At 44.8% G+C, this 23,436-nt stretch carries 22 protein-coding genes and 1 riboswitch; of the genes, 13 read left to right on the forward strand and 9 right to left on the reverse strand.

Going from position 1 to position 23,436, the window contains the following annotated elements; all coding sequences use genetic code 11:
• Nucleotides 1-6 precede the first annotated feature (6 nt).
• Nucleotides 7-1,263, reverse strand: a complete 1,257-nt coding sequence (locus ACRRQV_RS12215; RefSeq protein ID WP_432531199.1) for an MFS transporter — start codon at nt 1,261-1,263, stop codon at nt 7-9.
• A 190-nt stretch (nt 1,264-1,453) separates the two neighbouring features.
• Between ACRRQV_RS12215 and ACRRQV_RS12220 the strand changes: the two genes are divergently transcribed.
• The 3 genes from ACRRQV_RS12220 (at nt 1,454) to ACRRQV_RS12230 (ending at nt 4,188) form a co-directional block, all read left to right on the forward strand.
• Nucleotides 1,454-1,876 carry an acyl-CoA thioesterase gene (locus ACRRQV_RS12220; protein WP_432531201.1) on the forward strand — a complete coding sequence of 141 codons (423 nt, stop codon included), beginning with the start codon at nt 1,454-1,456 and terminating at the stop codon, nt 1,874-1,876.
• 155 nt (nt 1,877-2,031) lie between these two features.
• Nucleotides 2,032-2,133, forward strand: a riboswitch (purine riboswitch).
• A gap of 154 nt (nt 2,134-2,287) precedes the next feature.
• Entirely contained in the window at nt 2,288-2,875 is a 588-nt protein-coding gene (locus ACRRQV_RS12225; RefSeq protein ID WP_432531203.1) for a xanthine phosphoribosyltransferase, read from the forward strand.
• Nucleotides 2,872-4,188: a nucleobase:cation symporter-2 family protein gene (locus tag ACRRQV_RS12230; RefSeq protein ID WP_432531205.1), complete on the forward strand. Its 1,317-nt coding sequence runs from the start codon at nt 2,872-2,874 to the stop codon at nt 4,186-4,188. Before ACRRQV_RS12225 ends, ACRRQV_RS12230 begins: the two co-directional genes overlap by 4 nt.
• Before the next feature lie 45 nt (nt 4,189-4,233).
• Here ACRRQV_RS12230 and ACRRQV_RS12235 read toward each other — a convergent pair whose 3' ends face one another.
• Complete coding sequence (locus tag ACRRQV_RS12235; RefSeq protein WP_432531207.1) at nt 4,234-5,229, reverse strand: alpha/beta hydrolase; 996 nt, start codon at nt 5,227-5,229, stop codon at nt 4,234-4,236.
• Nucleotides 5,230-5,429: 200 nt separating this feature from the next.
• Here ACRRQV_RS12235 and ACRRQV_RS12240 point away from each other — a divergent pair, with 200 nt between their 5' ends.
• Both ACRRQV_RS12240 and ACRRQV_RS12245 read left to right on the forward strand, forming a co-directional pair.
• Nucleotides 5,430-6,128 (forward strand): hypothetical protein, encoded by a 699-nt coding sequence (locus ACRRQV_RS12240; RefSeq protein ID WP_432531327.1) that lies wholly within the window; start codon nt 5,430-5,432, stop codon nt 6,126-6,128.
• Nucleotides 6,129-6,276: 148 nt separating this feature from the next.
• Nucleotides 6,277-7,215, forward strand: a complete 939-nt coding sequence (locus tag ACRRQV_RS12245; RefSeq protein ID WP_432531209.1) for a ring-cleaving dioxygenase — start codon at nt 6,277-6,279, stop codon at nt 7,213-7,215.
• Nucleotides 7,216-7,317: 102 nt separating this feature from the next.
• Here ACRRQV_RS12245 and ACRRQV_RS12250 read toward each other — a convergent pair whose 3' ends face one another.
• The 4 genes from ACRRQV_RS12250 to ACRRQV_RS12265 form a co-directional block, all read right to left on the reverse strand.
• Nucleotides 7,318-8,226 carry a proline dehydrogenase family protein gene (locus ACRRQV_RS12250; RefSeq protein ID WP_432531211.1) on the reverse strand — a complete coding sequence of 303 codons (909 nt, stop codon included), beginning with the start codon at nt 8,224-8,226 and terminating at the stop codon, nt 7,318-7,320.
• A 403-nt stretch (nt 8,227-8,629) separates the two neighbouring features.
• Nucleotides 8,630-8,764 carry a hypothetical protein gene (locus tag ACRRQV_RS12255; RefSeq protein WP_432531213.1) on the reverse strand — a complete coding sequence of 45 codons (135 nt, stop codon included), beginning with the start codon at nt 8,762-8,764 and terminating at the stop codon, nt 8,630-8,632.
• Nucleotides 8,758-9,087, reverse strand: a complete 330-nt coding sequence (locus tag ACRRQV_RS12260) for a hypothetical protein (RefSeq protein WP_432531215.1) — start codon at nt 9,085-9,087, stop codon at nt 8,758-8,760. The genes ACRRQV_RS12255 and ACRRQV_RS12260 overlap by 7 nt, the downstream gene beginning before the upstream one ends.
• A 3-nt stretch (nt 9,088-9,090) precedes the next feature.
• The gene (locus ACRRQV_RS12265; RefSeq protein WP_432531329.1) at nt 9,091-9,705 is read right to left on the reverse strand and encodes an SCO family protein; all 615 of its coding nucleotides are present in this window, start codon (nt 9,703-9,705) and stop codon (nt 9,091-9,093) included.
• 239 nt (nt 9,706-9,944) lie between these two features.
• Between ACRRQV_RS12265 and glgB the strand changes: the two genes are divergently transcribed.
• From glgB to ACRRQV_RS12305, 8 genes are all read left to right on the forward strand, one after another.
• Entirely contained in the window at nt 9,945-11,825 is a 1,881-nt protein-coding gene (gene glgB / locus ACRRQV_RS12270) for a 1,4-alpha-glucan branching protein GlgB (protein ID WP_432531331.1), read from the forward strand.
• The gene (locus ACRRQV_RS12275; protein ID WP_432531217.1) at nt 11,815-12,981 is read left to right on the forward strand and encodes a glucose-1-phosphate adenylyltransferase; all 1,167 of its coding nucleotides are present in this window, start codon (nt 11,815-11,817) and stop codon (nt 12,979-12,981) included. The genes glgB and ACRRQV_RS12275 overlap by 11 nt, the downstream gene beginning before the upstream one ends.
• Entirely contained in the window at nt 12,932-13,984 is a 1,053-nt protein-coding gene (locus ACRRQV_RS12280; RefSeq protein ID WP_432531219.1) for a sugar phosphate nucleotidyltransferase, read from the forward strand. Before ACRRQV_RS12275 ends, ACRRQV_RS12280 begins: the two co-directional genes overlap by 50 nt.
• Nucleotides 13,981-15,417 (forward strand): glycogen synthase GlgA, encoded by a 1,437-nt coding sequence (gene glgA / locus ACRRQV_RS12285; RefSeq protein ID WP_432531222.1) that lies wholly within the window; start codon nt 13,981-13,983, stop codon nt 15,415-15,417. Before ACRRQV_RS12280 ends, glgA begins: the two co-directional genes overlap by 4 nt.
• Nucleotides 15,418-15,426: 9 nt before the next feature.
• Complete coding sequence (locus ACRRQV_RS12290) at nt 15,427-17,802, forward strand: glycogen/starch/alpha-glucan phosphorylase (protein ID WP_432531224.1); 2,376 nt, start codon at nt 15,427-15,429, stop codon at nt 17,800-17,802.
• Nucleotides 17,803-17,809: 7 nt separating this feature from the next.
• Entirely contained in the window at nt 17,810-18,616 is an 807-nt protein-coding gene (locus ACRRQV_RS12295) for an SDR family oxidoreductase (RefSeq protein WP_432531226.1), read from the forward strand.
• Between the two features lie 114 nt (nt 18,617-18,730).
• Nucleotides 18,731-19,810: an MBL fold metallo-hydrolase gene (locus ACRRQV_RS12300; protein WP_432531228.1), complete on the forward strand. Its 1,080-nt coding sequence runs from the start codon at nt 18,731-18,733 to the stop codon at nt 19,808-19,810.
• A gap of 1 nt (nt 19,811) precedes the next feature.
• Nucleotides 19,812-20,075, forward strand: a complete 264-nt coding sequence (locus ACRRQV_RS12305) for a DUF3006 domain-containing protein (protein WP_432531230.1) — start codon at nt 19,812-19,814, stop codon at nt 20,073-20,075.
• 690 nt (nt 20,076-20,765) lie between these two features.
• On the opposite strand, the gene ACRRQV_RS12310 is transcribed toward ACRRQV_RS12305, so the two are convergent.
• From ACRRQV_RS12310 to ACRRQV_RS12320, 3 genes are all read right to left on the reverse strand, one after another.
• Complete coding sequence (locus tag ACRRQV_RS12310; protein WP_432531232.1) at nt 20,766-21,059, reverse strand: DUF3219 family protein; 294 nt, start codon at nt 21,057-21,059, stop codon at nt 20,766-20,768.
• Nucleotides 21,060-21,074: 15 nt separating this feature from the next.
• A complete protein-coding gene (locus tag ACRRQV_RS12315) occupies nt 21,075-22,229 on the reverse strand; it encodes an acyl-CoA dehydrogenase family protein (RefSeq protein ID WP_432531234.1) in 1,155 nt (384 codons plus the stop codon).
• Nucleotides 22,230-22,317: 88 nt separating this feature from the next.
• A complete protein-coding gene (locus ACRRQV_RS12320) occupies nt 22,318-23,400 on the reverse strand; it encodes a YkvI family membrane protein (RefSeq protein WP_432531236.1) in 1,083 nt (360 codons plus the stop codon).
• Between the last annotated feature and the right edge of the window lie 36 nt (nt 23,401-23,436).

Raw genomic sequence — 23,436 nt, forward strand, 5'->3', positions numbered from 1 at the left:
ATGCTTTTATTCTTCTGCAAGTTTTCTTCTGCCAAATATGAAAAAGTAATAGATCGACGAAACGATGTAAAGGCACGCAGTGATGGTGAACGCATAGGCATAGCCCCAGTAAGAGCCGTGCGAAATGACGAGCCCCGCTGCAACCGAGCCCATCGTTGCCCAGCCGATATTGAAGACCATCTGGTTGACTGAATTGGCCAATCCTTTGTATTTATCGTCCACCACTTCCATAGCGATGGCGCTTTGAATTGGATTTCCGGCATTCATCAACGCTTGCCTCAACAGAAACCCGAGAGAAGCGAGCATGAGCGACGTCGTATACGCGGTCAACAACAAGAACGGGATCGAGAGCATTTGAAAGATGATTAATGCTTTCACTTTCCCGACTTTGCGGACAAATATTGGCCCGATCAGCATCGCGACAGCTGTCATGGCGGAACCGAGCGATAAAATAAGGCCGATGTATGAGTTAGACGCGCCGAAGCGGTTTGAAAAATACAAGTTCAAATAAGGAATGACTAGGCCGGAGCCAAGGCCGATCAGCAAGCTCGCAAATGAAAAATGAAAAATGACGATTAAGTTTTTCTTAAGCCCGGTTTCCGGCTTTTCCTTATCAATCAAAGGAGGGACGTGTTCTTCGTTTTCTGGGGCTTTGCTGTTCAAGCGGAATAACGGAATCAATCCGATTGCAAAGAGAACGGAACCGGCAAGCAGAGACCAGCGGATGGCTTCAACGGCTGCCATGGAAAGAACAATTTGGAAAAAGTCGGCCACGACACCGCCGACCAAGCTGCCGATTACATTTGCGACGGTCATCAACGCAAAATAAACGCTGAATAAATGAACCCGTTCGGCGGGCTTTGAGTTTTCTGCCAAAAAAGGCACGCCCGATACTTGGACAAAAGCCATAAAAACCCCTGTTAAAAAGGCGGCATAAATCATCGGCGTTTCCGCAACGGTGAAGCTTCGATAGAAAAGTGTGAGTGCCCCAAAAGCCGCACCGCCGATGATGAGCCATTTCCGCCCGAATTTATCGCTCAAAAACCCAGCCGGAATAAGCGTGATGGCCGAAGCTAAAGCGGCCATGGAAATCACTTTTCCGTTTATGGTTTCCGGCATGCCGAGTTCTTTTATGTATAAATTGTACATGACCATAAACACGCCCATGCCAATTTGAATCAGTATGTTTGCCACTATAAACAATTGAATGTTGCGGTTGAAGGATAAAACTTTCATTTTCCAATCGCTAAACCAAAGTTGCATTAAATCCACTCTTTTCTCGTTACGATATTTCGCCTCACTAAATATATAGCCTCATTGCCATAAAATCAATCTTTATTTTGCAAGTCTTTTAAATTTTTCGCCCAGTGACTCTTTATGAAATGAAAGAACATGGTAAGGTGGACATATCATCAAGAAAGTTGGATATTTGCAAAGGAAAAGGGGGATGTGTATGTACACCACCATTTTGGCGCCGCGCGTTTCGGAAACGGATGCAGTGGGGCATATTAACAATACGGTTTTGCCTGTATGGTTCGAAGCGGCCAGAAATCCGATTTTTAGCTTGTTTACTCCAGATCATGACTTTAGTAAATGGAAAATGGTCATTGTGAAAACGACATTGGAATTCGTCAAGCAAGTCTATTTTGGAACCGATGTGGAAATTCGAATTTGGGTGCAAAAAATCGGCACGACGAGCTTGGAACTTTACGAGGAACTTTATCAAAATGAAATTCTTTGCGCGCGAAACACGGCAGTTTATGTGAACTTCAACATAGCGTATCAAAAGAAAGAAGCCATTTCAGAGGAAATCCGACAGGAACTCCGCCATCACTTCATTGCTCAAAAGGAAGAAGAAGGTACGTACGATGAGTAATTTTTTCATCTTCGAAAGCTCAAACTCTTCCGAAAACAATAATTTTCCCTTATTATTGTTAATAAAACGTTTAATGTAGTAAAAAATATTGAATTTACAGAATTATATTTTAATTATGTTAACCTTGAAATGAAAATAGCCCGTGCTATAATAAAACCAATCTAATAATATTCACTCATATAATAGCGGAAATATGGTCCGCAAGTTTCTACCGGTTTGCCGTAAACAAACTGACTATGAGAAGCAACGAAATGATAAATGATGCCCAATTTTTATTGGTGTATTTTTTGTCGTTTCCTTTCGACTTCAAGCTCGAAGGACATTGCTCCACTCATGTCATGGTATGAATGGATGCGCGTTCTGAGGGCTATTTTTTATGCCCTTAGTCGTGACGAAAGGGGAGCCAGCTACATGAAGCAATTACAGGAGAAAATTTTAACAGACGGCAAAGTGCTGTCGGAGTCCGTATTGAAAGTCGATTCTTTTTTGAACCACCAAATCGATCCTGCATTGATGCAAGCCATCGGCGATGAATTTGCGGCGCGTTTCAGCGGCGAAGCCATCACCAAAATCTTAACGATCGAATCATCTGGCATTGCTCCGGCGGTTATGCTTGGATTCAACCTAGGCGTACCAGTTGTATTTGCACGCAAGCGGAAGTCGCTGACGTTGGTGGATCAATTGTATACAGCAAGTGTCCATTCCTTCACGAAAAATGAAACAAACGATATTTCCGTTTCCAAAGATTTTATTCAAAGCGATGACGTAATATTGATCATCGATGATTTTCTTGCCAACGGACAAGCGGTTCTTGGGTTGGTGGATATTGTGGAACAAGCAGACGCTGCGCTTGCAGGCGTAGGTATCGTCATTGAAAAAGGCTTTCAAACAGGCGGCAGCATGATTCGCAACCGCGGAATCCGTGTTGAGTCGCTTGCGAACATTTCATCCATGGCCAATGGCAAAGTAGAATTCTTCCAGGAGGTTCCAACCGTATGAAAAATTCGTTAGGAGCAGCAGCTCTCGGATTCCAGCATCTTCTTGCGATGTACGCCGGAGCCGTATTGGTTCCTTTGATTGTTGGAGACGCACTTGGCTTAACCCCTGAGCAATTAACTTATTTAGTGGCAATTGATATTTTGCTTTGCGGTGTGGCAACGATTCTTCAAATTGTCAGCAACCGGTTTTTTGGAATCGGCTTGCCGGTCGTGCTTGGCTGTACATTTACAGCTGTTGGTCCGATGATTGCAATCGGTGCTGAATTTGGCATTTCGGCTATTTATGGTTCTATTTTGGCATCGGGTTTATTCGTTGTTCTAATTAGCGGTTTCTTTGGAAGCCTTGTCCGTTTCTTCCCACCGGTAGTAACCGGTTCGGTAGTAACCATTATAGGGATTACGTTGATCCCGGTTGCCATCAACAATATGGGCGGCGGGCAAGGAGCGAGTGATTTTGGCTCGTTGACGAATATTTCGTTGGCTTTTGGTACGTTACTGTTTATCATTTTGGTGTATCGATTCGCGACGGGCTTTTTGAGAGCTATTTCGATTCTTCTCGGATTAGTAGCGGGAACTGTAGCGGCAACCATTATGGGAGTTGTAAATTTCACTCCAATTGCAGACGCTTCTTATTTCCATATGGTCGTGCCGTTCTACTTCGGAGCTCCGACGTTTGAATGGTCAGCCATACTTACTATGATTTTGGTTGCTTTAGTCTCATTGGTCGAATCGACGGGCACATATTTCGCTTTAAGTGATATCACGGAAAAGAAATTGACGGAAAAAGATTTGGCGAAAGGTTACCGGGCAGAAGGCTTGGCGATCGTTCTTGGCGGAATTTTTAATTCTTTCCCGTACACGACGTTTTCTCAAAACGTAGGGTTGATTCAAATGTCCGGCGTTAAATCGAGAAAGATTATTTTGATCACCGGTTTGATGCTCATCACGCTTGGCTTCTTGCCGAAAGTGGCTGCTGCTACAACCATCATCCCCACAGCGGTTTTAGGCGGGGCGATGATTGCGATGTTCGGCATGGTCATTGCGCAAGGCATCAAAATGCTCAGCAAAGTCATTTCCGCTTCTCAAGAAAATTCCATGATCATTGCGTGTTCAGTCGGCCTTGGACTTGGCGTAACAGTGGTTCCGGAATTGTTCGCTCAATTGCCTTCTGGCATTCAAATTTTAACAAGCAACGGCATTGTGGCCGGAAGCGTCACAGCGATTGTTTTGAATATCGTATTCAATATGCTGCCTTCAAAGAAAAAAGAAAAAGTGCGTGTACCTGTACAAAAAAGTGCAGCGAACCACGGATGACGATAAAAATGAGCCCTCCTGAAAAGGAAGGCTCATTTTTTTGCATCAATTGCTATTAATTGCTAAAAAAGAAATTGTTTTTTCGAGAGTTTCCTGAGCATCGATCGTATCCAAAGCGTATTGGAATTCGTGCCTTAACTCTTTGCCGGATTCATTAAAAAACACAGGGTCTACTGCGACATGGTGGGATTTTAGCACGTTGACCAGCTCTTCGGATTGGGAAGCGAACGGATCGCCATCTCCTGCTGTAATAAAAACAGGAGGGTAATCGGGCGTGATGTGTTGAACAGTCGACAATTCGCTAATCCGATCGAACGCTTCAAATTGTTCGGTTCCCGTATAGGCATTAAGGAACGATTCAATATTGGGAAACCCGGTGGCTTTTACGGTTTCCATATTAAACAATCCACACAACAGCAAAGCTCCCCGCAATTGCTCGTTTTGGACTGCTGGCTGCACGTTCATCGCCTTGGCTAACTCTTCATTTGAGATAACGGCTGCCAGTTGGCTGGAGATTTGGGCTCCTGCAGAATCTCCACCGATAAACAACCGTCTCATGTCGCCGCCAAATTTACTAGCATGTTCATTTAAGTAGGCGAGCGCTGCATTGGCTTGAAGGATTGGGCCGGGGTAAATTTGATCAGGAGCAAGGGCATAATCAATATTGGCAACCATATACCCTGCGTTGGCAAGCGCCATTGCGTAATCTTGTCGGCTGTCTTTCGACCCGCCGACATACCCGCCTCCGTGAATAAACAAAATAACGGGAAGAGGTTCCGTAGTATTTGCTGGATGGTAAATATCTAAAAAGCTATTTTTTGCTTCATCGTACATCAAGTTTTTGATGACGCGAACTTCTTGTTGGATGTCCGCTATATTTGGTGGAGGGCTGAAAACTGCGGAACCGATGACTTCTTTAGAAGCAGAAACGCTTGCTGCAGGAACAAGCTGTTCTGCTGCTACAACGGTTGCTGCTATAATAAACAGCCAAAAGGAGATTCGCCATTTTTTTCGTTTTTGAATATGTTTAAGAGAAGACATAGCATACTCCCTTTGATCAATGAATTTTCAGAAATAATCCTAGTGCTATTTTATCGGCTGCATGGGCTGAAAGATAGGGACTATTTGATTATAATTGCTTGTGCAACTAGAAAATTTACAAAAAAGCAGAATTAATTATAAAAAATGGGGTATGGAAAGAGTTGAGCCCTTTAACGACAAGGCAAAGAAAAGGGGATTTGATGTTTGGATTATCCGATTTACTGTCACTTGTAATTTCAGCATTCATTATTTTGCCAGTGGTCATATTTTTGCGGGAGTTGGGGTATTTGATTGTCAGTGCTGTCTTTGGCGTGAAGAATCCCCGGCTTACGATCGGGACCGGGCCGCGCCTTGTAAAATTCGCTATGTTCGATATCCGGAAATATTACCATCTTTATAGTTGGTATTCGTATGATTCGTTAAAACGCACAAGTAATTTTGCTTACGTCTGCATATATGCAGCCCCAATCCTGACCAACCTTATTCTAGCGCTGACATTGAACGCTCTATTAGCCAACGGCATGCTCCAGGAATACAAAACGTTTTGGGATCGCTTTATTTTCTATGCTTTTTATTATGTATTATTTGATATTGTGCCGATGAAAACAGTTAATGGCATGCCGAACAATGGGCTTATTATTTACGAGATGCTTCGATACGGTAGACGGACCGATTATAATGAAGAACCTTTCATTCCATCAACAACCGATGTAGAAGAACAATACGAAGAAGAAATGGAACGAATTGAAGAAATTAAAGAGCATCAAAAAGAAGAGAAAGCCGATAAGCAAGAAAAATGGGAAATTCAACAGGAAAAGCAACAAGAAAAAGAAGCGTTGCAGGAACACAAAGAGCAGGAGAAAAAAGAAGCAGCTAAGCGCCAGAAAACAAACAGATAACGGTTTACCCCGCTAAGTCAATTTCTGGCTTTCTTTGTATCATTTTGCTTCTGGTACAAAAATGGTTCTCGTGATTATCTTGAATTCGAGATAATATTTGGTATAATAAAAAAGAAAAAAACTAACGGCAACGAAAGAGAGGGTATTTATGGCGAAAATTTCAATGGGCATCCACCACATTACCGCTGTAGTCGGCGACCCCCAAGAAAATGTAGATTTTTATGCGGGCGTGTTAGGTTTGCGCCTCGTGAAACAAACCGTAAATTTTGACGATCCAGGAACGTATCATTTGTATTTTGGGAACGAAGGAGCGGAACCGGGAACCATCATTACCTTTTTCCCATGGGGAGACGCATATAAAGGACGGATTGGCGACGGCCAAGTTGGCGTCACGTCTTATGTAGTACCAGCGGAAGCATTGGGTTTTTGGGAGAAGCGGTTGGCGAAATTTAAGATTCCGACAGTGAAAACCGAACGCTTTGGCGAGCAATATTTAACATTTGACGATCCCCACGGCTTGCATTTGGAAATCATAGCGAGAGAAGAAGGAAGACCGAACACATGGAGCATGGGCGAAGTCGGGCCAGAGTCTGCAATAAAAGGATTCGGCGGCGCTACGTTGTATTCCGCAAATCCCGAGAAAACAGCTGATCTTTTGGAGAATACCATGGGATTGGAACGGGTTGGAGAAGAAAATGGCTTGCTGCGTCTGCGTTCAACGAGTACTATCGGCAACATCATCGATTTAAAGTTGACGAGAGAAGGCAGCGGGCAAATAGGCGTGGGCACGGTCCATCATATTGCTTGGCGGGCTTTGGACAACGAAGACCAATTGGACTGGAAACAGCATATCGAGAACTACGGCCTCGGTGTAACGCCTGTCCAGGACCGCAATTATTTCAATTCCATTTATTTTAGGGAGTATGGCGACATCTTATTTGAAATTGCTACAGACCCACCTGGATTTGCCATCGACGAACCCGAAAATGCACTAGGCGAAAAACTGATGCTTCCGAAACAATATGAAAAATACAGATCCGGGTTGGAAAAAGATTTAGATCCGATTGCAGTGCGGGTTTTGGATTAACTATCGTATAAGCAGCACCGAAAGCTTTTCTTTCGGTGCTTTTTTATAGTTTGAAACATAGAAAAGCCGCTTCTCAAATTCAGAGAAGCGGCTTAAAAATCGTTATTTTGAGACCATGCTTTTCAGCACCAAATTGATGTTTTGCGGGCGTTCCGCCAAGCGTCTCATGTAATAGCCGTACCAGTCCTGCCCGAAAGGAACGTAAGTGGTGAAAGCATATCCTTCTTTCGCCAACTCTTTTTGCATTTCGGAACGGAATCCATAAAGCATTTGGAATTCAAAACGGCTAAACGGTATGTTGTGTTCTTTCACAAATTTCTTCACTTCATTGATGACGTGGTGGTCGTGTGTAGCAATGGAAGTGAAAGCCGGCTGCAACAGACGAAGCTTGATTAATTTGATGTAATTCAAATCAATTTCCTGCTTGTCCTGCAAAGAAACTTCTTCGTTTTCTTTATAAGCGCCTTTGACCAATCGCAAACGAACATCTTTCAAGCGGTCCAAGTCTTTTTCAGAGCGGTAAAGATAGGACTGGATGACGGTGCCGACATTGTCGTAATCCTTCCGCAGTTCTTCGAGAAGATCCAGCGTTTGTTGAAGATGGGCGTAATCTTCCATGTCAATGTTAATGAATATATCATAAGAAGATGCCAAAGCGACAATTTCTCTCATGTTGGCTAAACAGAATTTATAGTCGACGTCCAAACCAACTTGCGTCAATTTAATCGACATATGAGCAACTACGGCATGCAGTTGAATAGCTTCCAATGTATTCAAAATATTGGTTTTGGCTTGAAGAGCTTCTTCTTTCGTGTAGACGAATTCACCGAGGTTATCGATGGTTGCGCTGATTCCGTTAAGATTCAGTTCTTTCACCGATTTCATCATGCTCTCGATATCCGTTCCAGCCACAACTTTGCCGGCTCCTAATTTTAATCCCCACTTTTTTGCGCCATTGTTCAATACTTGGTTTTTAGACAAAGCAATAAAAAAGTTTCTAGTTAAACCCACTTCTTTTCCTCCTATACTTTTCACATGCTCTTCAATCTATATCAGTTCAATCAAAAATTGAACTAACAAACGGTAAGGAATTTTTATCAATATCATTCCGTGCACTATGTGCAGCTCGTACTTTTTATTATAGTCGATGAGCGGGATTCAACCTAATTTTACCGCGAAATAAAGAGCAAACTGTTACAGAATTGTAGCGTAAGAGAAAAGAAAAAAGCAGGCAGAGAAACAATCTCTGTCTGCTTTTCATATGTCTAGCCTCTATTAATAAGCCATCTCGGCTATGCGGCAAAACCCGCCGCTTCGACAAGCCGTCTTATGCCTGTCGGACCTTAACGATCGCCTTCGCTTTTCTTATTGTCCAGACTCCGGCGGCTAGCCCCTCGAGTCGCTTCGGTCTTGGTTACCATAGCAAATTAGTCGAAACTGCTGCTCCTGCAGCACTATGTGCTTCGTCGCAAATCGATGGCCCAAATCCTTTGGTCCATCGATTGCTTGTCGGGGCTGGACAGCCGCCTTCGCTTTTCTTTGTTACCAATCCTTTGATTCTTTTTCCATAATGCCAAGCTCTTTCAACAAATTGACAAACATGCTGTCACGGTTCCCTTTGAATGCTTTTTCGGTGCATTCCGAATGGGGCGCATAGTCAAGATCTCGTGCTATTTGCAAGGTGCCATCTTCCAAAAAATTTGTAGCGTCGGCTTCTTGGAAGCAGGAAGGCGCAATGTACGTTCGAACCGAATGGTCCATAACCACACGCGTGCTTGGCGATGGCTCATTGTCGCGAGGCATGAAAAAGAGAACAAGCAAAACGGCGGCGATTAATAGCGCTGCCCAAATCCCAATCTTGTTTTTCCTCATCCGTTATTCCTCCGCAGCCAAAATTTTAGCGTCTGAGATGATGTCTTCAACTGGCGGCCGAAGCCCGTCGTAATATTTTTTTACCACACCGTTTTTATCGACGAGAAAAAATGACGTGCCGTGCATCGCTTGGTCCTGGCCTTCAGGCTTCCGCGCAATGGTTTGAAAATTTTTGATGGCAAATTGGTCGATCGTTTCGGATGAATAGCCCGTCAGCAAATGCCAGCTGGACAAATCCGCACCGTAATTTTCAGCATAGGATTTTAATACTTCCGGTTTATCAAAAGCAGGGTCTGCAGTAAAGGAAACGATTTTAACATCGAGCCCTTCTTTTTCTAACTGCCCCTGAAGGTCGGTCATATTGGACATCATCGGCAAGCAAACAGTTGTGCAATTGGTAAAAACAAAGTCAGCCAGCCATACTTCGCCTTTTAAATCAGCCAAGCCCACTTGTTCGTTTTCTTGGTTGGTGAATGTGAAGTCTTCTATCTTCCAATTAAGCGGATCTTTAATTTCTTGTCCACATCCTGAAAGGAGCAGGCTGAAAAATAAAAGCGAAAAAAGCAAAACGTTTTTCTTCAAGCTTCCTCGTCCTTTCGTTTTAGGCATATTCATCATAAGCGTAGTAGAAATCACGCTGCCAAACAAGTGGCTAGCCTTTGAAATATGTGTATACATTTCGAACAGCACATTATTTGCACGAAAGAATAGTAAATTTGTTTAACGTTATTTAAATATTTCGTAAATTTTCAAGGGATTTATAGGAGGAATGTAGAATTAATGGTAATAAAAGACGAGGACGTACCGGTTCTTTTCGAGGACGTACCGGTTCTTTTGGAGGTGGAAAATTGGCAAGCATGACAATGATGTTGACAGAGCAGAAATTGCAAGACTTTCATCGGGGTCAGATGATGGATGCTTATGAATATTTTGGTTCGCATGTCCACGGTGGAGAAACTGTATTTACGGTTTGGCTTCCAGATGTAAAAACTGTCACTGTCATCTGTACCGATCCCCATAATTCAATAGAAGAAAAATTTTTGCTTGCTGCCCATCCATACGATGCGAGCATTTGGCATGCAGCCGTCCCCAAAAACTTGGCAGGCTTTCTCTATGAATATGAGATTGTAACTGCCCAAATGGAGACCGTCAAAAAAATAGATCCTTTTGCGCGGGCTTTTGAAATAAGGCCGCAATATCGGTCGGTAATTGTGGCGAAATCCCAGCATCGTTGGCCTGAAGAAATGCACACGCCAGAAAAACAGAATCATAAGCATCATTTTGAAGAGTCCATGGCTATTTACGAGCTGCACATCGGCACTTGGAAAAGGTCAAAGAACGGCCATTTTTTTAACTATAGGGAATTAGCCGAGGAATTAATTCCGTATGTGAAAAGGCAAGGATTCACCCATATTGAAGTGCTGCCCATTACAGAACATCCATTGGATGAATCATGGGGCTATCAAACCACCGGTTATTTTGCGCCGACAAGCAGGTACGGTTCAGCAGATGACTTGAAGTTTTTTATTCAAAAATGCCGGGAAAATGGAATCGGCTTGTTTTTGGATTGGGTGCCTGGCCATTTCTGTAAAGATTTACACGCGTTAGCTTTGTTTAATGGCCAGCCTTTATACGAAGAGGCGAGGCCGGAACGAAGGGAAAACCCGGATTGGGGCACATTAAACTTTGACGTACGAAAAGGGGAAGTGGCCAGTTTTCTTTTATCAAGCGGCCATTATTGGTTGAATGAATTTAAATTTGATGGCTTCCGGATGGACGCTTTGGTCAATTTGCTTTTTGTGCCGAACGATCCCGAACGGCCGCCAAACGAAGACGGTGTTGCGTTTCTCCAAACTCTCACAACGAATTTGCGGAAGCATCATCCGGATGCCGTTTTAATTGCAGAAGATGCTTGGCATTATCCAGGGGTGACGAAAGAAGTTGAAGAAGGCGGTATCGGATTTCATTACAAATGGAATTTTGGCTGGATGAATGATGTGCAGGCGTATATGAAAACAGCACCGTCCGAACGATCTGAAGTTCATGAAAACATTAATTTTTCGCTGTTTTACCAGTACGATGACCGGTTTATATCTACTTTTTCACACGATGAATTTGTTCATGGCCAGGGATCGTTATTGAATAAGCTGCCGGGGACTTATGAGGAAAAGTTCCATCAACTGCGATTGCTTCTAGGCTTTTGGATTGCCCACCCGGGAAAAAAGTTATTGTTCATGGGACAGGAATTTGGCCATTTTGATGAATGGGAATTCAAGCCACAGCTCGATTGGCACTTGTTTGATTTTAAAGCCCATCGCCAAATGGCGTTGTTTACAAAAGAGTTGATGGCTTTTTACAAACAGGAAAAAGCATTCTATGAACTGGACGATGACCGCCACGGATTTTTTTGGCTGGATGCAGACAACCGCGAACAAAGCGCCGCGTCGTTTGTCCGAAGGGGGAGGTCGCCCGGAAGCGAATGCATTGTCGTCTGTAATTTTTCGGAGCACCGCTACGAACAATTTGAATTGGGGGTGCCGTCGGGGGGGCATTACACGGAAGTGTTTTCGACGGATGCGGCCATTTACGGCGGCTCCGGCAGCGGAGAAAAAAAGGATGTCGAAGCAGAAAAAGCGCCGCTCCATAATCAAGACCATTCAATCTGCATCGATTTGCCTGCTTTTACAATGAGTATTTGGAAGAAAACTGATAGGGGAGTGAAGTTGGATGAAAACTGAAATAGTTGCGATGCTGTTAGCGGGAGGGCAAGGAAGCCGCTTAAAATCGTTGACGTACAATATTGCAAAACCGGCCATTCCATTTGGAGGAAAATACCGCATTATCGATTTCCCTTTGTCAAACTGCATGAATTCGGAAATTCATACGGTCGGCGTGTTGACGCAGTATCAGCCGCACGTGTTGCATAATTATATCGGGCTGGGCACGCCTTGGGATTTGGACCGTCGCAGCGGAGGAGTCACGATGCTGACGCCATATGCGGCGATGGGCGGCATTAGATGGTACGACGGAACCGCCAATGCCATTTATCAAAACATCAACTACTTAATGGAACAAGATCCTGAATACGTCATCATTTTGTCAGGTGACCATATATACAAAATGGATTATGGCATGATGCTGGACTTCCATAAAGAGCAAGAAGCAGATGCCACCATTTCGGTTATTGAAGTGCCGTGGGAAGAAACACATCGATTTGGCATTATGAACACCGACGAAAACATGCAAGTTACGGAATTTGTTGAAAAACCAAAAGAAGCGAAAAGCAATTTGGCCTCAATGGGCGTGTATATTTTCAAATGGCAAAAGCTAAAAGAATATTTATTGCTGGATAACGAGAACGAAGATTCTTCTCATGACTTTGGACATGACATCATTCCGCTCATGCTGAGCCGAGGCGAAAAAATGGTTGCTTATCCGTACAAAGGCTATTGGAAAGATGTTGGAACAGTTGAGAGCTTATGGGAAGCAAATATGGACTTGTTGAACCCGAATTCCGGCTTGAACTTGCATGATCCGGCTTGGCGTATTTTTTCTTCCAACCCACAGCTTCCACCGCAAGTTATCACAGAAACGGGCTATGTCCAGGAATCTTTTATCAATGAAGGCTGTGTGATAGAAGGGGAAGTAACAAAATCGGTAGTGTTCCAGGATGTGCAAGTGAAAGAAGGGGCATTGGTTCAAGAGTGTGTTGTCATGAGCGGTGTTGTGATCGGAAGCGATGTGAAATTAACGAGAGTAATTGTCCCGCCTTCCCTCCGCATTCCGGAAGGATTCGAAATGGGCGATAAAGAAGGCGAAATCATTTTGCTTACCGAAGAACTGATTGAAACATGGAAAGGAAGTGAAGCCAATGCGCTTAATGGCGATCGTTGATGCTGCAATAAGAGTGCCTGGATTAGAAGATTTAACAATGTATCGTTCCACCGCCTCTGTTCCATTCGCAGGGCGATACCGGCTGATTGATTTTACTTTATCCAATATCGTGAATTCAAATATTAATTCAGTCGGCATTTTTCCAACGAATCCTTTTATCTCTTTGCTGGACCATGTCGGAATGGGCAAGAGCTGGGATATGGACCGGAGAAAAGACGGTTTATTTCTCTTGCCGCCCTCTAAACCCGAAGGCGGTCATTTGAGTGTTGGCGCTTTTTCTATATTAGAAGAGCATAAAACGTTTTTTGAAAAAAGCAGACGGAAATACGTGGTAATTACGAATTGTTATACCATCTCGCAGATTAAATACCATGAAATGTTAGATGCCCATATTGAATCGGGTGTTGATATTACGGAAGCCGTCAGCAGAGAGGGCATGCCGTTGAAAAGTTATATCATGTCTAAAGATTTATTGATGGATCTGATGGAAGTTTACAAAGAAAAACGAATCATCAGCGTTGAAGACATTGTCACTTTGAAAAAGAAACCGTATACATACGGGCAATATGTATACGAAGGTTATTTTGCTGTTATTGATTCGATTGAAAGTTATTTTAATGAATCGATGAACTTATTAAATGTAGATAAATGGAACGAGCTGTTTCTTCACGAATGTCCAATTTACACAAAAGTAAAGGATGAACCGCCGACCCGTTATTTAAAAGGCTCGTTGGTCAAAAGAGCCTTGCTTGCCAATGGCGGGACAATTGAAGGCACTGTCACGGAGAGCATTATCGGCCGTGCAGTAGTCGTTAAGCAGCACGCAAAACTAGACCATTGCATCATCATGCAAAAATGTGTCATCGGAGAAGGCTGTGACTTGTCCTATGTCATTGCAGATAAAAACGTCCATATCGAAGCGGGCGTAGTCCTTCACGGCACGAAAGAGCAGCCAATTGTGCTGCGCAAAGGCGAACGTTTACTGAAGGAGGATGTAGGATGAAAATTGTGATGGCTGCTGTGGAGTGCGCTCCGTTTGTGAAAGTGGGCGGATTGGCTGATGTTATCGGAGCGCTGCCGAAAGAATTGGTGAAATTGGGCCATGAAGTGGCTGTCATGCTGCCAAAATACAGTCTTATTCCTGAAAAATACGAAGAAGATTTTGAATTGATTGGGGAAGTTGAGATTTTCTTTAAGCACGAAACGAAAACATGCAGCATTTTTGAATACCAACTGGACGGCGTTCGTTATTTCTTTTTGGGCAATGACGGATATTACAACCGCGACCGGGTTTATTGGCACACAGATGATGCCGAACGCTATGCGTTTTTTAGCCGAGCGGTTTTAGCCATTATGCAAAAGCTGGAGTTAGCCCCGGATATTTTGCATGTCCATGACTGGCATGCGGCAATGCTGCCGTTCTTGGTGCGGGAAGATCCGCAGTACCAGACCTTGAGTGAAAACTTGAAAACGATGGTGACCATTCACAATCTGCAATACCAAGGACCGTATTCGCGGGAAATGTTTTTATCAAGTTTTGAAATGGATGAACGATATTTTGACGAAGGCACAGTTGAGTGGAACGGAAAATTCAATATGCTGAAGACGGGAATTTTGTATGCTGATCGAGTGACGACGGTCAGCCCTACTTACCGGGATGAAATTTTGACGGAACAGTATGGGGAAAAGCTGCATCCTTTGCTGCAGGAAAAGCAGGCGGATTTGATAGGCATTTTAAATGGCATTGACACGGCTGCCTATAATCCAGCGACGGACTTACTGATTGAGCGGGAATACGACCACACGAGCATAGAAGAAAAAGCCGCGAATAAGCGGGCGATACAAGAAAAATTTGAACTGCCTGAACGCGGCGATATCCCCATGCTGACGATGGTTTCCCGGCTTTCCAGCCAAAAAGGAATCGATGTGTTGATGGAAACATTGCCGGACGTTCTCGAAAAAGAAGAACTGCAATTTGTTTTATTGGGATCGGGGGAAGAAAAAAACGAGCAGTTTTTCCGGGATCTTGCCATTAACTATCCGGAAAAAGTCGCCATTTACCTTGGTTTTGATGAAGCATTGGCGCATTTATTATATGCTGGTGCTGATATTTTCCTCATGCCTTCCCATTTTGAGCCATGTGGATTAAGCCAGCTGATATCCCTGCGCTATGGAACGGTCCCGGTAGCAAATAAAACAGGTGGCTTGAAAGACACAATCGAAGAATACGACGAGAACCGCCGTGCAGGAACCGGTTTTTTAAGTGATTTTGCCCAAGGTGAATCATTTATCGCAGCATTGCAGCGAGCATTGGCGCTGTATCAAAAAACGGAACACTGGGGAGCAATTAAGCAAAATGGCATGACTGGCGACTATTCTTGGGCACATTCAGCGAAAGAATATGCAAAAGAATACGAGAGGTTAGTTAGAGGGTGAGGACCAAGCATGTTTTATTCGAAAGAGGAATTCAAACAAGAATTCATAAAACGGTTGCCGCAAGCAGAAGAAGGGGAAAGCCTGCAGCAGGCATATACAGTAATTGGAGCGATGTTGAAAGAAATGATAGAAGAAGATTGGCTTCGTACAGCAGAACTGTACAAGCAGTCTGAAGCAAAGCAATTATATTATTTCTCGATCGAATTTTTGATCGGCCGGCTGTTTGGGCAAAATCTCCATAGTTATTCGATTTACGGCATCGTCAAAGAAGGGCTCCAAGAACTTGGGATTTTGTTGGAAGAGTTAGAAGAGCAGGAGCCGGAACCGGGGCTTGGCAATGGCGGACTCGGCCGGCTTGCAGCTTGCTTTCTGGACTCGCTCGCCGCTTTGCACTTCCCGGGACATGGATATGGCATTCGGTATAAAGGCGGGTTGTTTACCCAGCGCATCGAAAACGGCTTCCAAGCGGAATACCCTACGGAATGGATCATGGAAAATGCAAATTGGGACGTGCGTCGAGAAGATATGGCAGTGGAAGTGCCTTTTTATGGAGGAGTGCAGTATAACCCTGCAGATATTGAATGGGTCAAGGCCGTTCCTTATGACATGCCAATTGCAGGGGAAATGGGCAATACGGTAAATACCTTGCGTTTGTGGCAAGCGGAAGTTTCCGAACGCCCGCTGCCAGCCTTTAGGGATTTTGAAGAATACGCGGTTGAGACCGCTGCAATATCAGATCGGCTTTATCCCAACGATGCTTTAGTTGCAGGAAAACTTTTGCGCTTGAAGCAGCAATATTTTCTCTGCAGTGCTTCTCTTCAAAGTATTGTAAAAGGCCGGGATTTTTCGGTCCGCCAATTGCCAAGCCGAGTAGCCATCCAAATTAACGATACTCATCCGGCAATCGCGATCCCTGAATTGATGCGTCTTTTAATGGACGAGGAAGAGCTTGAATGGGAGGAAGCATGGAACATCACCACTCGCACCATTTCGTATACGAACCACACGATTTTAGGGGAAGCAATGGAAAAATGGGACAGCCATTTACTGGCTGCGCTTGTTCCACGGGTATACGAAATCATTCAGGAAATCGACCGCCGTTTCAAAGCGCAGCTGAAGCAAGGGGCTATCAAAGAAGAGGCGTTTAAAAAAATGTCAATTATCGACGATGGTGTGGTGAAAATGGCGGCGCTTGCTGTCGTCGGCAGCTATAAAGTCAATGGCGTCGCCCAGCTGCACACCGACATTTTGAAAAACCGGGAGATGAAAGAGCTGTATCAGCAGTTTCCGGAGAAGTTCCACAACAAAACCAACGGCATCAGCCATCGCCGCTGGCTGATCAAAGCCAATCCAGAACTGACGGCGTTGATCAACGAATCCATCGGCGAAGAATGGCAGACAAAACCGATTCTTTTAAACGATTTGAATAAATTCGTGCTCGACCGTTCTTTTCATGAAGCATTGAGGGCAGTAAAACAAATGAAGAAAAACCAGCTGATTCGCCACGTGTCTAGCATGTGGGAAAGCCCAATTGACCCGGATTCTATTTTCGATATCCATATTAAACGGTTTCATGGCTATAAACGGCAATTGATGAACATCCTTCATGTCCAATCGCTTTATGACCGCATGAAAGAAGACAGCACCTACCGGCCGCATCCCCGGACGTTTTTCTTCGGCGGAAAAGCGGCACCCGGCTATGAATTTGCCAAACAAGTGATCAAGTTGATTCATTCAGTGGCGGCAAAAATCAACAGCGACGCTGTAGCGAAGCGCCACATCCACGTTGTCTTCGCAGAAAATTACAACGTCAGCCACGGCGAGAAAATGTTTCCGGCAGCGGATGTCAGCGAACAAATCTCTACAGCTTCCAAAGAAGCCTCCGGAACAGGAAATATGAAATTTATGATGAATGGTGCGATAACGGTAGGGACGCTTGACGGCGCTAATGTGGAAATTGTCGAGCATGTGGGAAAAGAGAATGCCTTTATTTTCGGCCAGCATGCTTCGCAAATCATGCTGCTTGAAAAACAAAAAACCTATCAAGCATACGAAGAACTCGAACAAAGTGCGGAGCTGAACCGGCTTGTGGACCGCTTGCTGCGAGGCGAATTGTCTGCTGGCGTGGAAAACATCGATTATATTCGTAAGCAATTGGTAGATTTAAATGATCCGTATTTTGTCTTAAAAGATTTTCACAGCTACGCAGAAGCCCATGAAAAAGTTCTCGCGGCTTATGCCAATCAATCAAAATGGCAGGAAATGGCGGTTCGGAATATTGCAGAATCTGGAATCTTTTCGAGCGACCGCACCATTGAACAATATGCAGAAGAAGTGTGGCATCTTCAAAAAGTTTTTGGTGAGGAATACAAGGTGAAAGGGTGAAGGCAGCGTGGATAAATCATTCAATAACACCGACTTGGAAGATTACAAAGAAAGCGGCGTCCTCAAAGGCAAAGTGGCGCTTGTAACGGGAGGCAGCAGCGGCATTGGGCGCGCCGTTTCCATCGCTTATGCCAAAGAAGGGGCAAAAGTGGTGATCGGTTATTTGGATGATAAAAAATCAGCCGATGAAACCATCGACATCATAAAGAAATATGGGGGAGAAGCGAGAGCGCTGGATGCCGACTTAAGCCTTTCTGAGAACTGCGAAAAACTCGTGCAGTTTGCACTGGATGAATTTGGCCAACTTGATATCATTGTTAACAATGCTGGATTTCAATATCCCCAAACATCGCTGCTCGACATTGGGGATGAACAATTGCTGAAAACCTTCCAAATCAAAGTGTTTGCCATGGTCTACATCACCCGGGCCGCTCTCCCTCATTTGAAAAACGGATCTCGCATCATCAATACGGCTTCTGTCAATGCGTATCAAGGCCATTCGGAATTGATTGATTATGCAGGAGCGAATGGCGCGATTGTTTCATTGACCCGTTCATTGGCAAAAAATTTGGTCGATAAGTATATTGCGGTTAACGGCATCGCCCCAGGACCCATTTGGACGCCCTTAATCACGAAAACATTCGAAGACCTTAATCCGGACGTAGCAGAAGATTTTGGGGAAGATGTGCCGCAAGGCCGCCCCGGGCAGCCTTATGAGCTGGCCAAAGCCTTTGTTTTTTTAGCTGATCCTCAAAATTCCTATATGACAGGCCAGTTTTTGCACGTAAATGGCGGAGGATATATGTCGTCTTAATAGGTTCAACCGAAGGGGCTGCCCAGGAATTCCAAGGCAGCCTCTTTGTCTGTCTCATGGTTTAAGCGGAAAAGGGATTGTGGTAAACTCACTATGGAATGAGGGTGAGTTCTGGTGAAAAAACTACAACTGTTAGTGAGCCTATTGGTGGTTTTGCTCCTTGCGGGATGTGTTCTGACAACAAACAGTGAGCCGCAAAAACAAAAGGAAGCAAAAAACCAAGCAGCTGGTTTAAAGGTGCATTTTATTGACGTGGGCCAAGCGGATTCAACTTTGCTTGAACTGGACGGCTATACGATGCTGATCGATGCAGGCGACTGGAATTCGACGGCGGTTATTGATTATTTAAAAGAACAGAACATCGAAAAAATTGACATCGCAGTTGGCACGCATCCTGATTCGGACCATATCGGACAATTGGCGGATGTTGTAGAGAACTTTGACGTTGGGGAAGTGTGGATGCCAGGCAATGAAAGCAGTTCAGATACGTTTATTCGTACGCTTAAAGCCATTGATTCTACCGGAACTGATTATTACGAACCGCGAACAGGCGAAACATTCGATTTAGGGGAGCTTGAAATTGAAGTGCTTTATCCTGAAGAAGCGACAGGAAAAGCAAACGAAGAGTCCATTTCGTTTCGGCTAACTTATGGCGATGTTCGTTTTGTTTTTACGGGAGATTCGGGCATCAAAGAAGAACAAAATATGATCGACAGCGGCATGAAGTTGGATGCAGATATTTTGCATTTAGGCCATCACGGTTCTAATACATCAACAAGCAATGCATTCTTAAAAGCAGTATCGCCCGAAGTGGCCATCTACAGCGCTGGGGCTGACAATTCTTATGGGCATCCTCATGCAGAAGTGATAGCTGCTGCAGAAAACGCCGGAGCAAATGTTTTCGGAACCGACGTCAATGGAACCATTATTGTTGAAACGGACGGAAAAACCTACAGCGTGTCGCCGGAACGTCAAGGAACGGCAGTTGAAGGGAAAAATCGCTGCCTTGATTTGAACAAAGCTTCTTCAGCTGAACTGCAGGAAATCGAGGGCATTGGACCGGCTTTTGCCGAAGACATTATGAAAGAGCGGCCGTTTAAAACGATTGATGACCTGTTGGACATTAAAGGAATTGGAAAAGGGAAGCTGAAGGCAATCAAGCAGCAAGGGCTGGCTTGCGTAGGGGGTAATTGAGATGAAAGGGATGCTTGACCGAATCGAAGACGGGGCTCATGCAGTGATTGTAATGGAAGAGCATGGCCAAGAAATCAGCGTGCCCGTCTCTCAATTGCCGGAAGGCAGCCATGTGCACGCATGGTTTTCAATCACGATAGAAAATGAAACAGTGGTCTCCATTTTGCTTGATGAAAAAACCACTGAAGAAAAATCAGCATATGCAAGCAGCTTAAGAAAACGCCTAAGAGCCAAACGCTCCGGAAGCCGATTCAAACGAAACTGAAAAACTCTTTTCAACTGGTAGAAAGTATTCTTTTGTATTGGCTATTCCGCAAACCAGCTGCGAAGCTATTGGCCAAAGGAAGTTTGGTCAATAGCTTCGCGACGAGCTTGCGCAGGAGCACAAGGGTTTATTGCCGCGAGCTCGCGCCCGAGTGGATTTCGGCACTTCGCTGTCCCGCAGGCAAGACATTGACCGAAGGTAGTTCGGTCGATGTCTTTGCGACGAAGTGCGCAGCACTGCAGGAGCAGTACGGTTTTCTCCGCTGGTTTGCTCCATAGCTTAAGTGAATCACTTCTCAATAAAAATTCCGCTACAAGTAAGGAAACTAAGGCGTGTGAGCTCTTCTTTATTTTCTATTTCCGGAACTACTTCGAGTAACCCACTCTCTTCGAATGAAGCGGAAGGCGGCGAGCAAGTTGGGCGAAAGTAGTTCGACCAATTTGTTTGCGACGAAGCAGCGAAGCGATGCAGGAGCAACGGTTTTTCCAGCGGGAAAGCGAGACAGACGAGACCCTGCAACGCTCTTTTATGTCTCGAAGCTAGCGTAGCGATGCAGAGACAGGAGCGAAGCGACGAAGCGGCTCGGCGCTCGCCCGCGGAACGCGTCCGCCTAAAGCGGAATGAGAAGGCTGCTCCACCTTTCTCGACAGCCTGAAAATCCCGTGCCTTATTTTAAAGGCACGGGATTTTTTATGCTTTTTCAATTAATTCCAACTTATAATCAGCCACTTGGTTTTCTTCGTAAAGGTTCGTAATTGAAGTGGAGTAGTTGGAGATGGATGCAGGAAAGTCCAATTCTTTTTCCGGCACACGGATGCGGAATTCCATTTTATAAAGCAAGACGGCAACGTCATGATATTCTTCGCTTGTGACTTTGAAATCAAAAGCGATTTTCTTTTTTGACTTGCCGCCATCCAGTATAGTTTCTTCCAGGAAATTCAAAGCGCTAATTTCTCGATCGTCGATCCACACGGTGGTATTCATCGATTTTTCCCCCTTTCAATTTTGAGTTTGGCGAAAAGATGCGATCGCTTTTCCGGCCATCTGGGATTTCACCATATCTTCCATCGGTGGATTGTAAAGTCCGGCCCGGACATTCATGTAATGGCGGTGCATTGGATTGGATTCGGACAAAGCACGCGACCCGACAATTTTCATTGCTTTGTCGACGATGCCGAGGGCGGCGTTCGTGACCGCTATTTTGGTCACATGAAGCGCTTCGTCCATAGCGGCCTTGTCTTCAGCACGCTCGTACCGCTCAACAGTGCCATACAGAAAGTGGCGAGCCGTAGAAAGTTCGAGTTCCATTTCACCGATCAACTGCCGGATGTTCGGTGTTTCCGCAATCGGTTTGCCGAGGGAAGCGGGTTCGTAGCCGACAGCGAAATCGATCGCGTACGTGCGAGCAGCCGCAGCGATGCCGATGTAGCAAGCCGGAATATGAAGCAGCCAGCCTTTTCCAATCGCTTGTGCTTTCATTGGCTTTAAAACATAGGATGAAGGGATGCGGACATTATTTAAAACGAGCGTGTGGCTCGCCGTCCCTCTCATCGCCAGCATATCCCACGTTTCATCGATTGACACGCCTGTAGCTTCACGCGGAATGATCACTGTGATTACTTGCTCATCGGCAGTTGTCGCTGTGACAAAAGTATAGTCGAGCACGGGTGCCATCGACGTATACGTCTTTTCTCCGTTAACAATCCATTCATCGCCGTCCAATACCGCCGTCGTTCTTGGTAAAGCGCCGCGTGCCGGGCTTCCTGCGTTATTTTCAGTGGCTGCTGTGTTGATCAAAGCGCCATTTTTTATTTTTTCCATCAGCCAGTCAGCAGAATGGGAATGCCAGTGGCGGTTTTCGGCATATTCCAACACAATGCCTGTGTGCCAGCCAATCGACAACCCCGTCGCACCAGAACCTTCTGAGATGGCTTCTTGGGCCAGTATGTATTCGTACAAGCCGAATCCTTGACCGCCAAAATCTTTCGGCAACGTTAACGTATGGTAATGGATATTTTTCAGATCTTCTATATTGCGAAAAGGAAATGAACCCAAAGCATCCAGTTCCGGTTCGCGTTCCTGAAACACCGATTTCAACTGATTGATTTGATTCAGCATTTCTTGTTGCTGAGCGGTTTTAACAAACGACTCCATTGGCCAGTGCTCCTTTCGTTTTCCGTAATAAAACCTTAACATGAAAAGCCGCCAAAGCGGAATAGCATGCTTTGACGGCTTGATTTTTTTATGAAGGATTGTTTGATGGCAACGGGACTTTTGCGTCTTTCCCTTTATACCGGAAAGCCGCGACAATGATCGCTCCGACAAGGAACAATCCAAGATAGCCGACAACCGGGTAGAACATGCTGACAAGTTTCGTAAATCCAACAAAGCTTAATACGTAGGAAATTATTCCAGTGAGGATAACGAATATCCGGAATTTGGCGGTGCCGAACGTGTAAAAGCGGGCGGCAAACGCAAAGACCATGCTGACGGCCGTATTGAAAATCATACCGAACAATATAACGGACATGAAAATGCCGAGAAGGGGCGAGATGTCATTAGCAATTTGCAGCATCGGCATTTCCGCGCTGCCGACCACGTCCACTCTTGAGAAAATCGCCAAATGGCTTAAAATGATGAGAATTCCAAGTCCCAATCCACCAATTAAGCCGCCGCGGGCTGCCACTTTCTCATCTTTCTCAGTGCCGCCCATGACAATCGCCATCGAAGCGCCAACCGCGATATTAAACGACACGTAATTGATGGCAGAGATAAACCAGTTTGGCAAAGCGGATGCTTGCTCTTTTGCGATGGAATCGAGAGATGCAAACGATCCATCCATAGAAACTATGCTGTAAACAGCCAATACGATAACCATCAACACAAGAAACGGCGTAATGCTGCCGATAATGGCAATGACTTTTTCGACATTCAACATAATGGTGATGATGACCAGAACCGTCATCAATGTGCTTCCGATAATAGAAGGCAGGCCGAATTGCTGCGACACCAAAGAACCGGCTCCTGCAATCATGACCACACCTACTCCGAACAATGTAAAGATGATTATGTAGTCAACAATCCGTCCAACTACTTTGCCGCTAATTCCATAGACAACTTCTTTATGGGATGTTGTTTGCATACGGCTTCCAAGAAGCGTTAAATTCATTCCTAAATACGTGAATAATACCGTTGCCAAGATTGCAGCGGCAATGCCCATTGCCCCGAAACTTGTGAAATACTGCAGAATTTCTTGCCCGGAAGCAAATCCTGCTCCTACAATGATGCCGATAAAGGCACTCCCCATTTTGATGCTGTTTTTCATCCTTTTCCCCCTTGATGCTCGTTCCGCTAGCTTGAA

Origin of the sequence: Planococcus sp. YIM B11945, assembly GCF_050864155.1 — a bacterium.
Lineage (GTDB): Bacteria > Bacillota > Bacilli > Bacillales_A > Planococcaceae > Planococcus.

What these genes read in the sequence shown, in the direction of transcription:
- ACRRQV_RS12215 (WP_432531199.1), bottom strand. Translation starts at nt 1,263, where the DNA reads ATGCAACTTTGGTTTAGCGATTGGAAAATGAAAGTTTTATCCTTCAAC.
- ACRRQV_RS12220 (WP_432531201.1), top strand. Translation starts at nt 1,454, where the DNA reads ATGTACACCACCATTTTGGCGCCGCGCGTTTCGGAAACGGATGCAGTG.
- ACRRQV_RS12225 (WP_432531203.1), top strand. Translation starts at nt 2,288, where the DNA reads ATGAAGCAATTACAGGAGAAAATTTTAACAGACGGCAAAGTGCTGTCG.
- ACRRQV_RS12230 (WP_432531205.1), top strand. Translation starts at nt 2,872, where the DNA reads ATGAAAAATTCGTTAGGAGCAGCAGCTCTCGGATTCCAGCATCTTCTT.
- ACRRQV_RS12235 (WP_432531207.1), bottom strand. Translation starts at nt 5,229, where the DNA reads ATGTCTTCTCTTAAACATATTCAAAAACGAAAAAAATGGCGAATCTCC.
- ACRRQV_RS12240 (WP_432531327.1), top strand. Translation starts at nt 5,430, where the DNA reads ATGTTTGGATTATCCGATTTACTGTCACTTGTAATTTCAGCATTCATT.
- ACRRQV_RS12245 (WP_432531209.1), top strand. Translation starts at nt 6,277, where the DNA reads ATGGCGAAAATTTCAATGGGCATCCACCACATTACCGCTGTAGTCGGC.
- ACRRQV_RS12260 (WP_432531215.1), bottom strand. Translation starts at nt 9,087, where the DNA reads ATGAGGAAAAACAAGATTGGGATTTGGGCAGCGCTATTAATCGCCGCC.
- ACRRQV_RS12265 (WP_432531329.1), bottom strand. Translation starts at nt 9,705, where the DNA reads ATGATGAATATGCCTAAAACGAAAGGACGAGGAAGCTTGAAGAAAAAC.
- glgB (WP_432531331.1), top strand. Translation starts at nt 9,945, where the DNA reads ATGACAATGATGTTGACAGAGCAGAAATTGCAAGACTTTCATCGGGGT.
- ACRRQV_RS12275 (WP_432531217.1), top strand. Translation starts at nt 11,815, where the DNA reads ATGAAAACTGAAATAGTTGCGATGCTGTTAGCGGGAGGGCAAGGAAGC.
- glgA (WP_432531222.1), top strand. Translation starts at nt 13,981, where the DNA reads ATGAAAATTGTGATGGCTGCTGTGGAGTGCGCTCCGTTTGTGAAAGTG.
- ACRRQV_RS12290 (WP_432531224.1), top strand. Translation starts at nt 15,427, where the DNA reads ATGTTTTATTCGAAAGAGGAATTCAAACAAGAATTCATAAAACGGTTG.
- ACRRQV_RS12305 (WP_432531230.1), top strand. Translation starts at nt 19,812, where the DNA reads ATGAAAGGGATGCTTGACCGAATCGAAGACGGGGCTCATGCAGTGATT.
- ACRRQV_RS12310 (WP_432531232.1), bottom strand. Translation starts at nt 21,059, where the DNA reads ATGAATACCACCGTGTGGATCGACGATCGAGAAATTAGCGCTTTGAAT.
- ACRRQV_RS12315 (WP_432531234.1), bottom strand. Translation starts at nt 22,229, where the DNA reads ATGGAGTCGTTTGTTAAAACCGCTCAGCAACAAGAAATGCTGAATCAA.
- ACRRQV_RS12320 (WP_432531236.1), bottom strand. Translation starts at nt 23,400, where the DNA reads ATGAAAAACAGCATCAAAATGGGGAGTGCCTTTATCGGCATCATTGTA.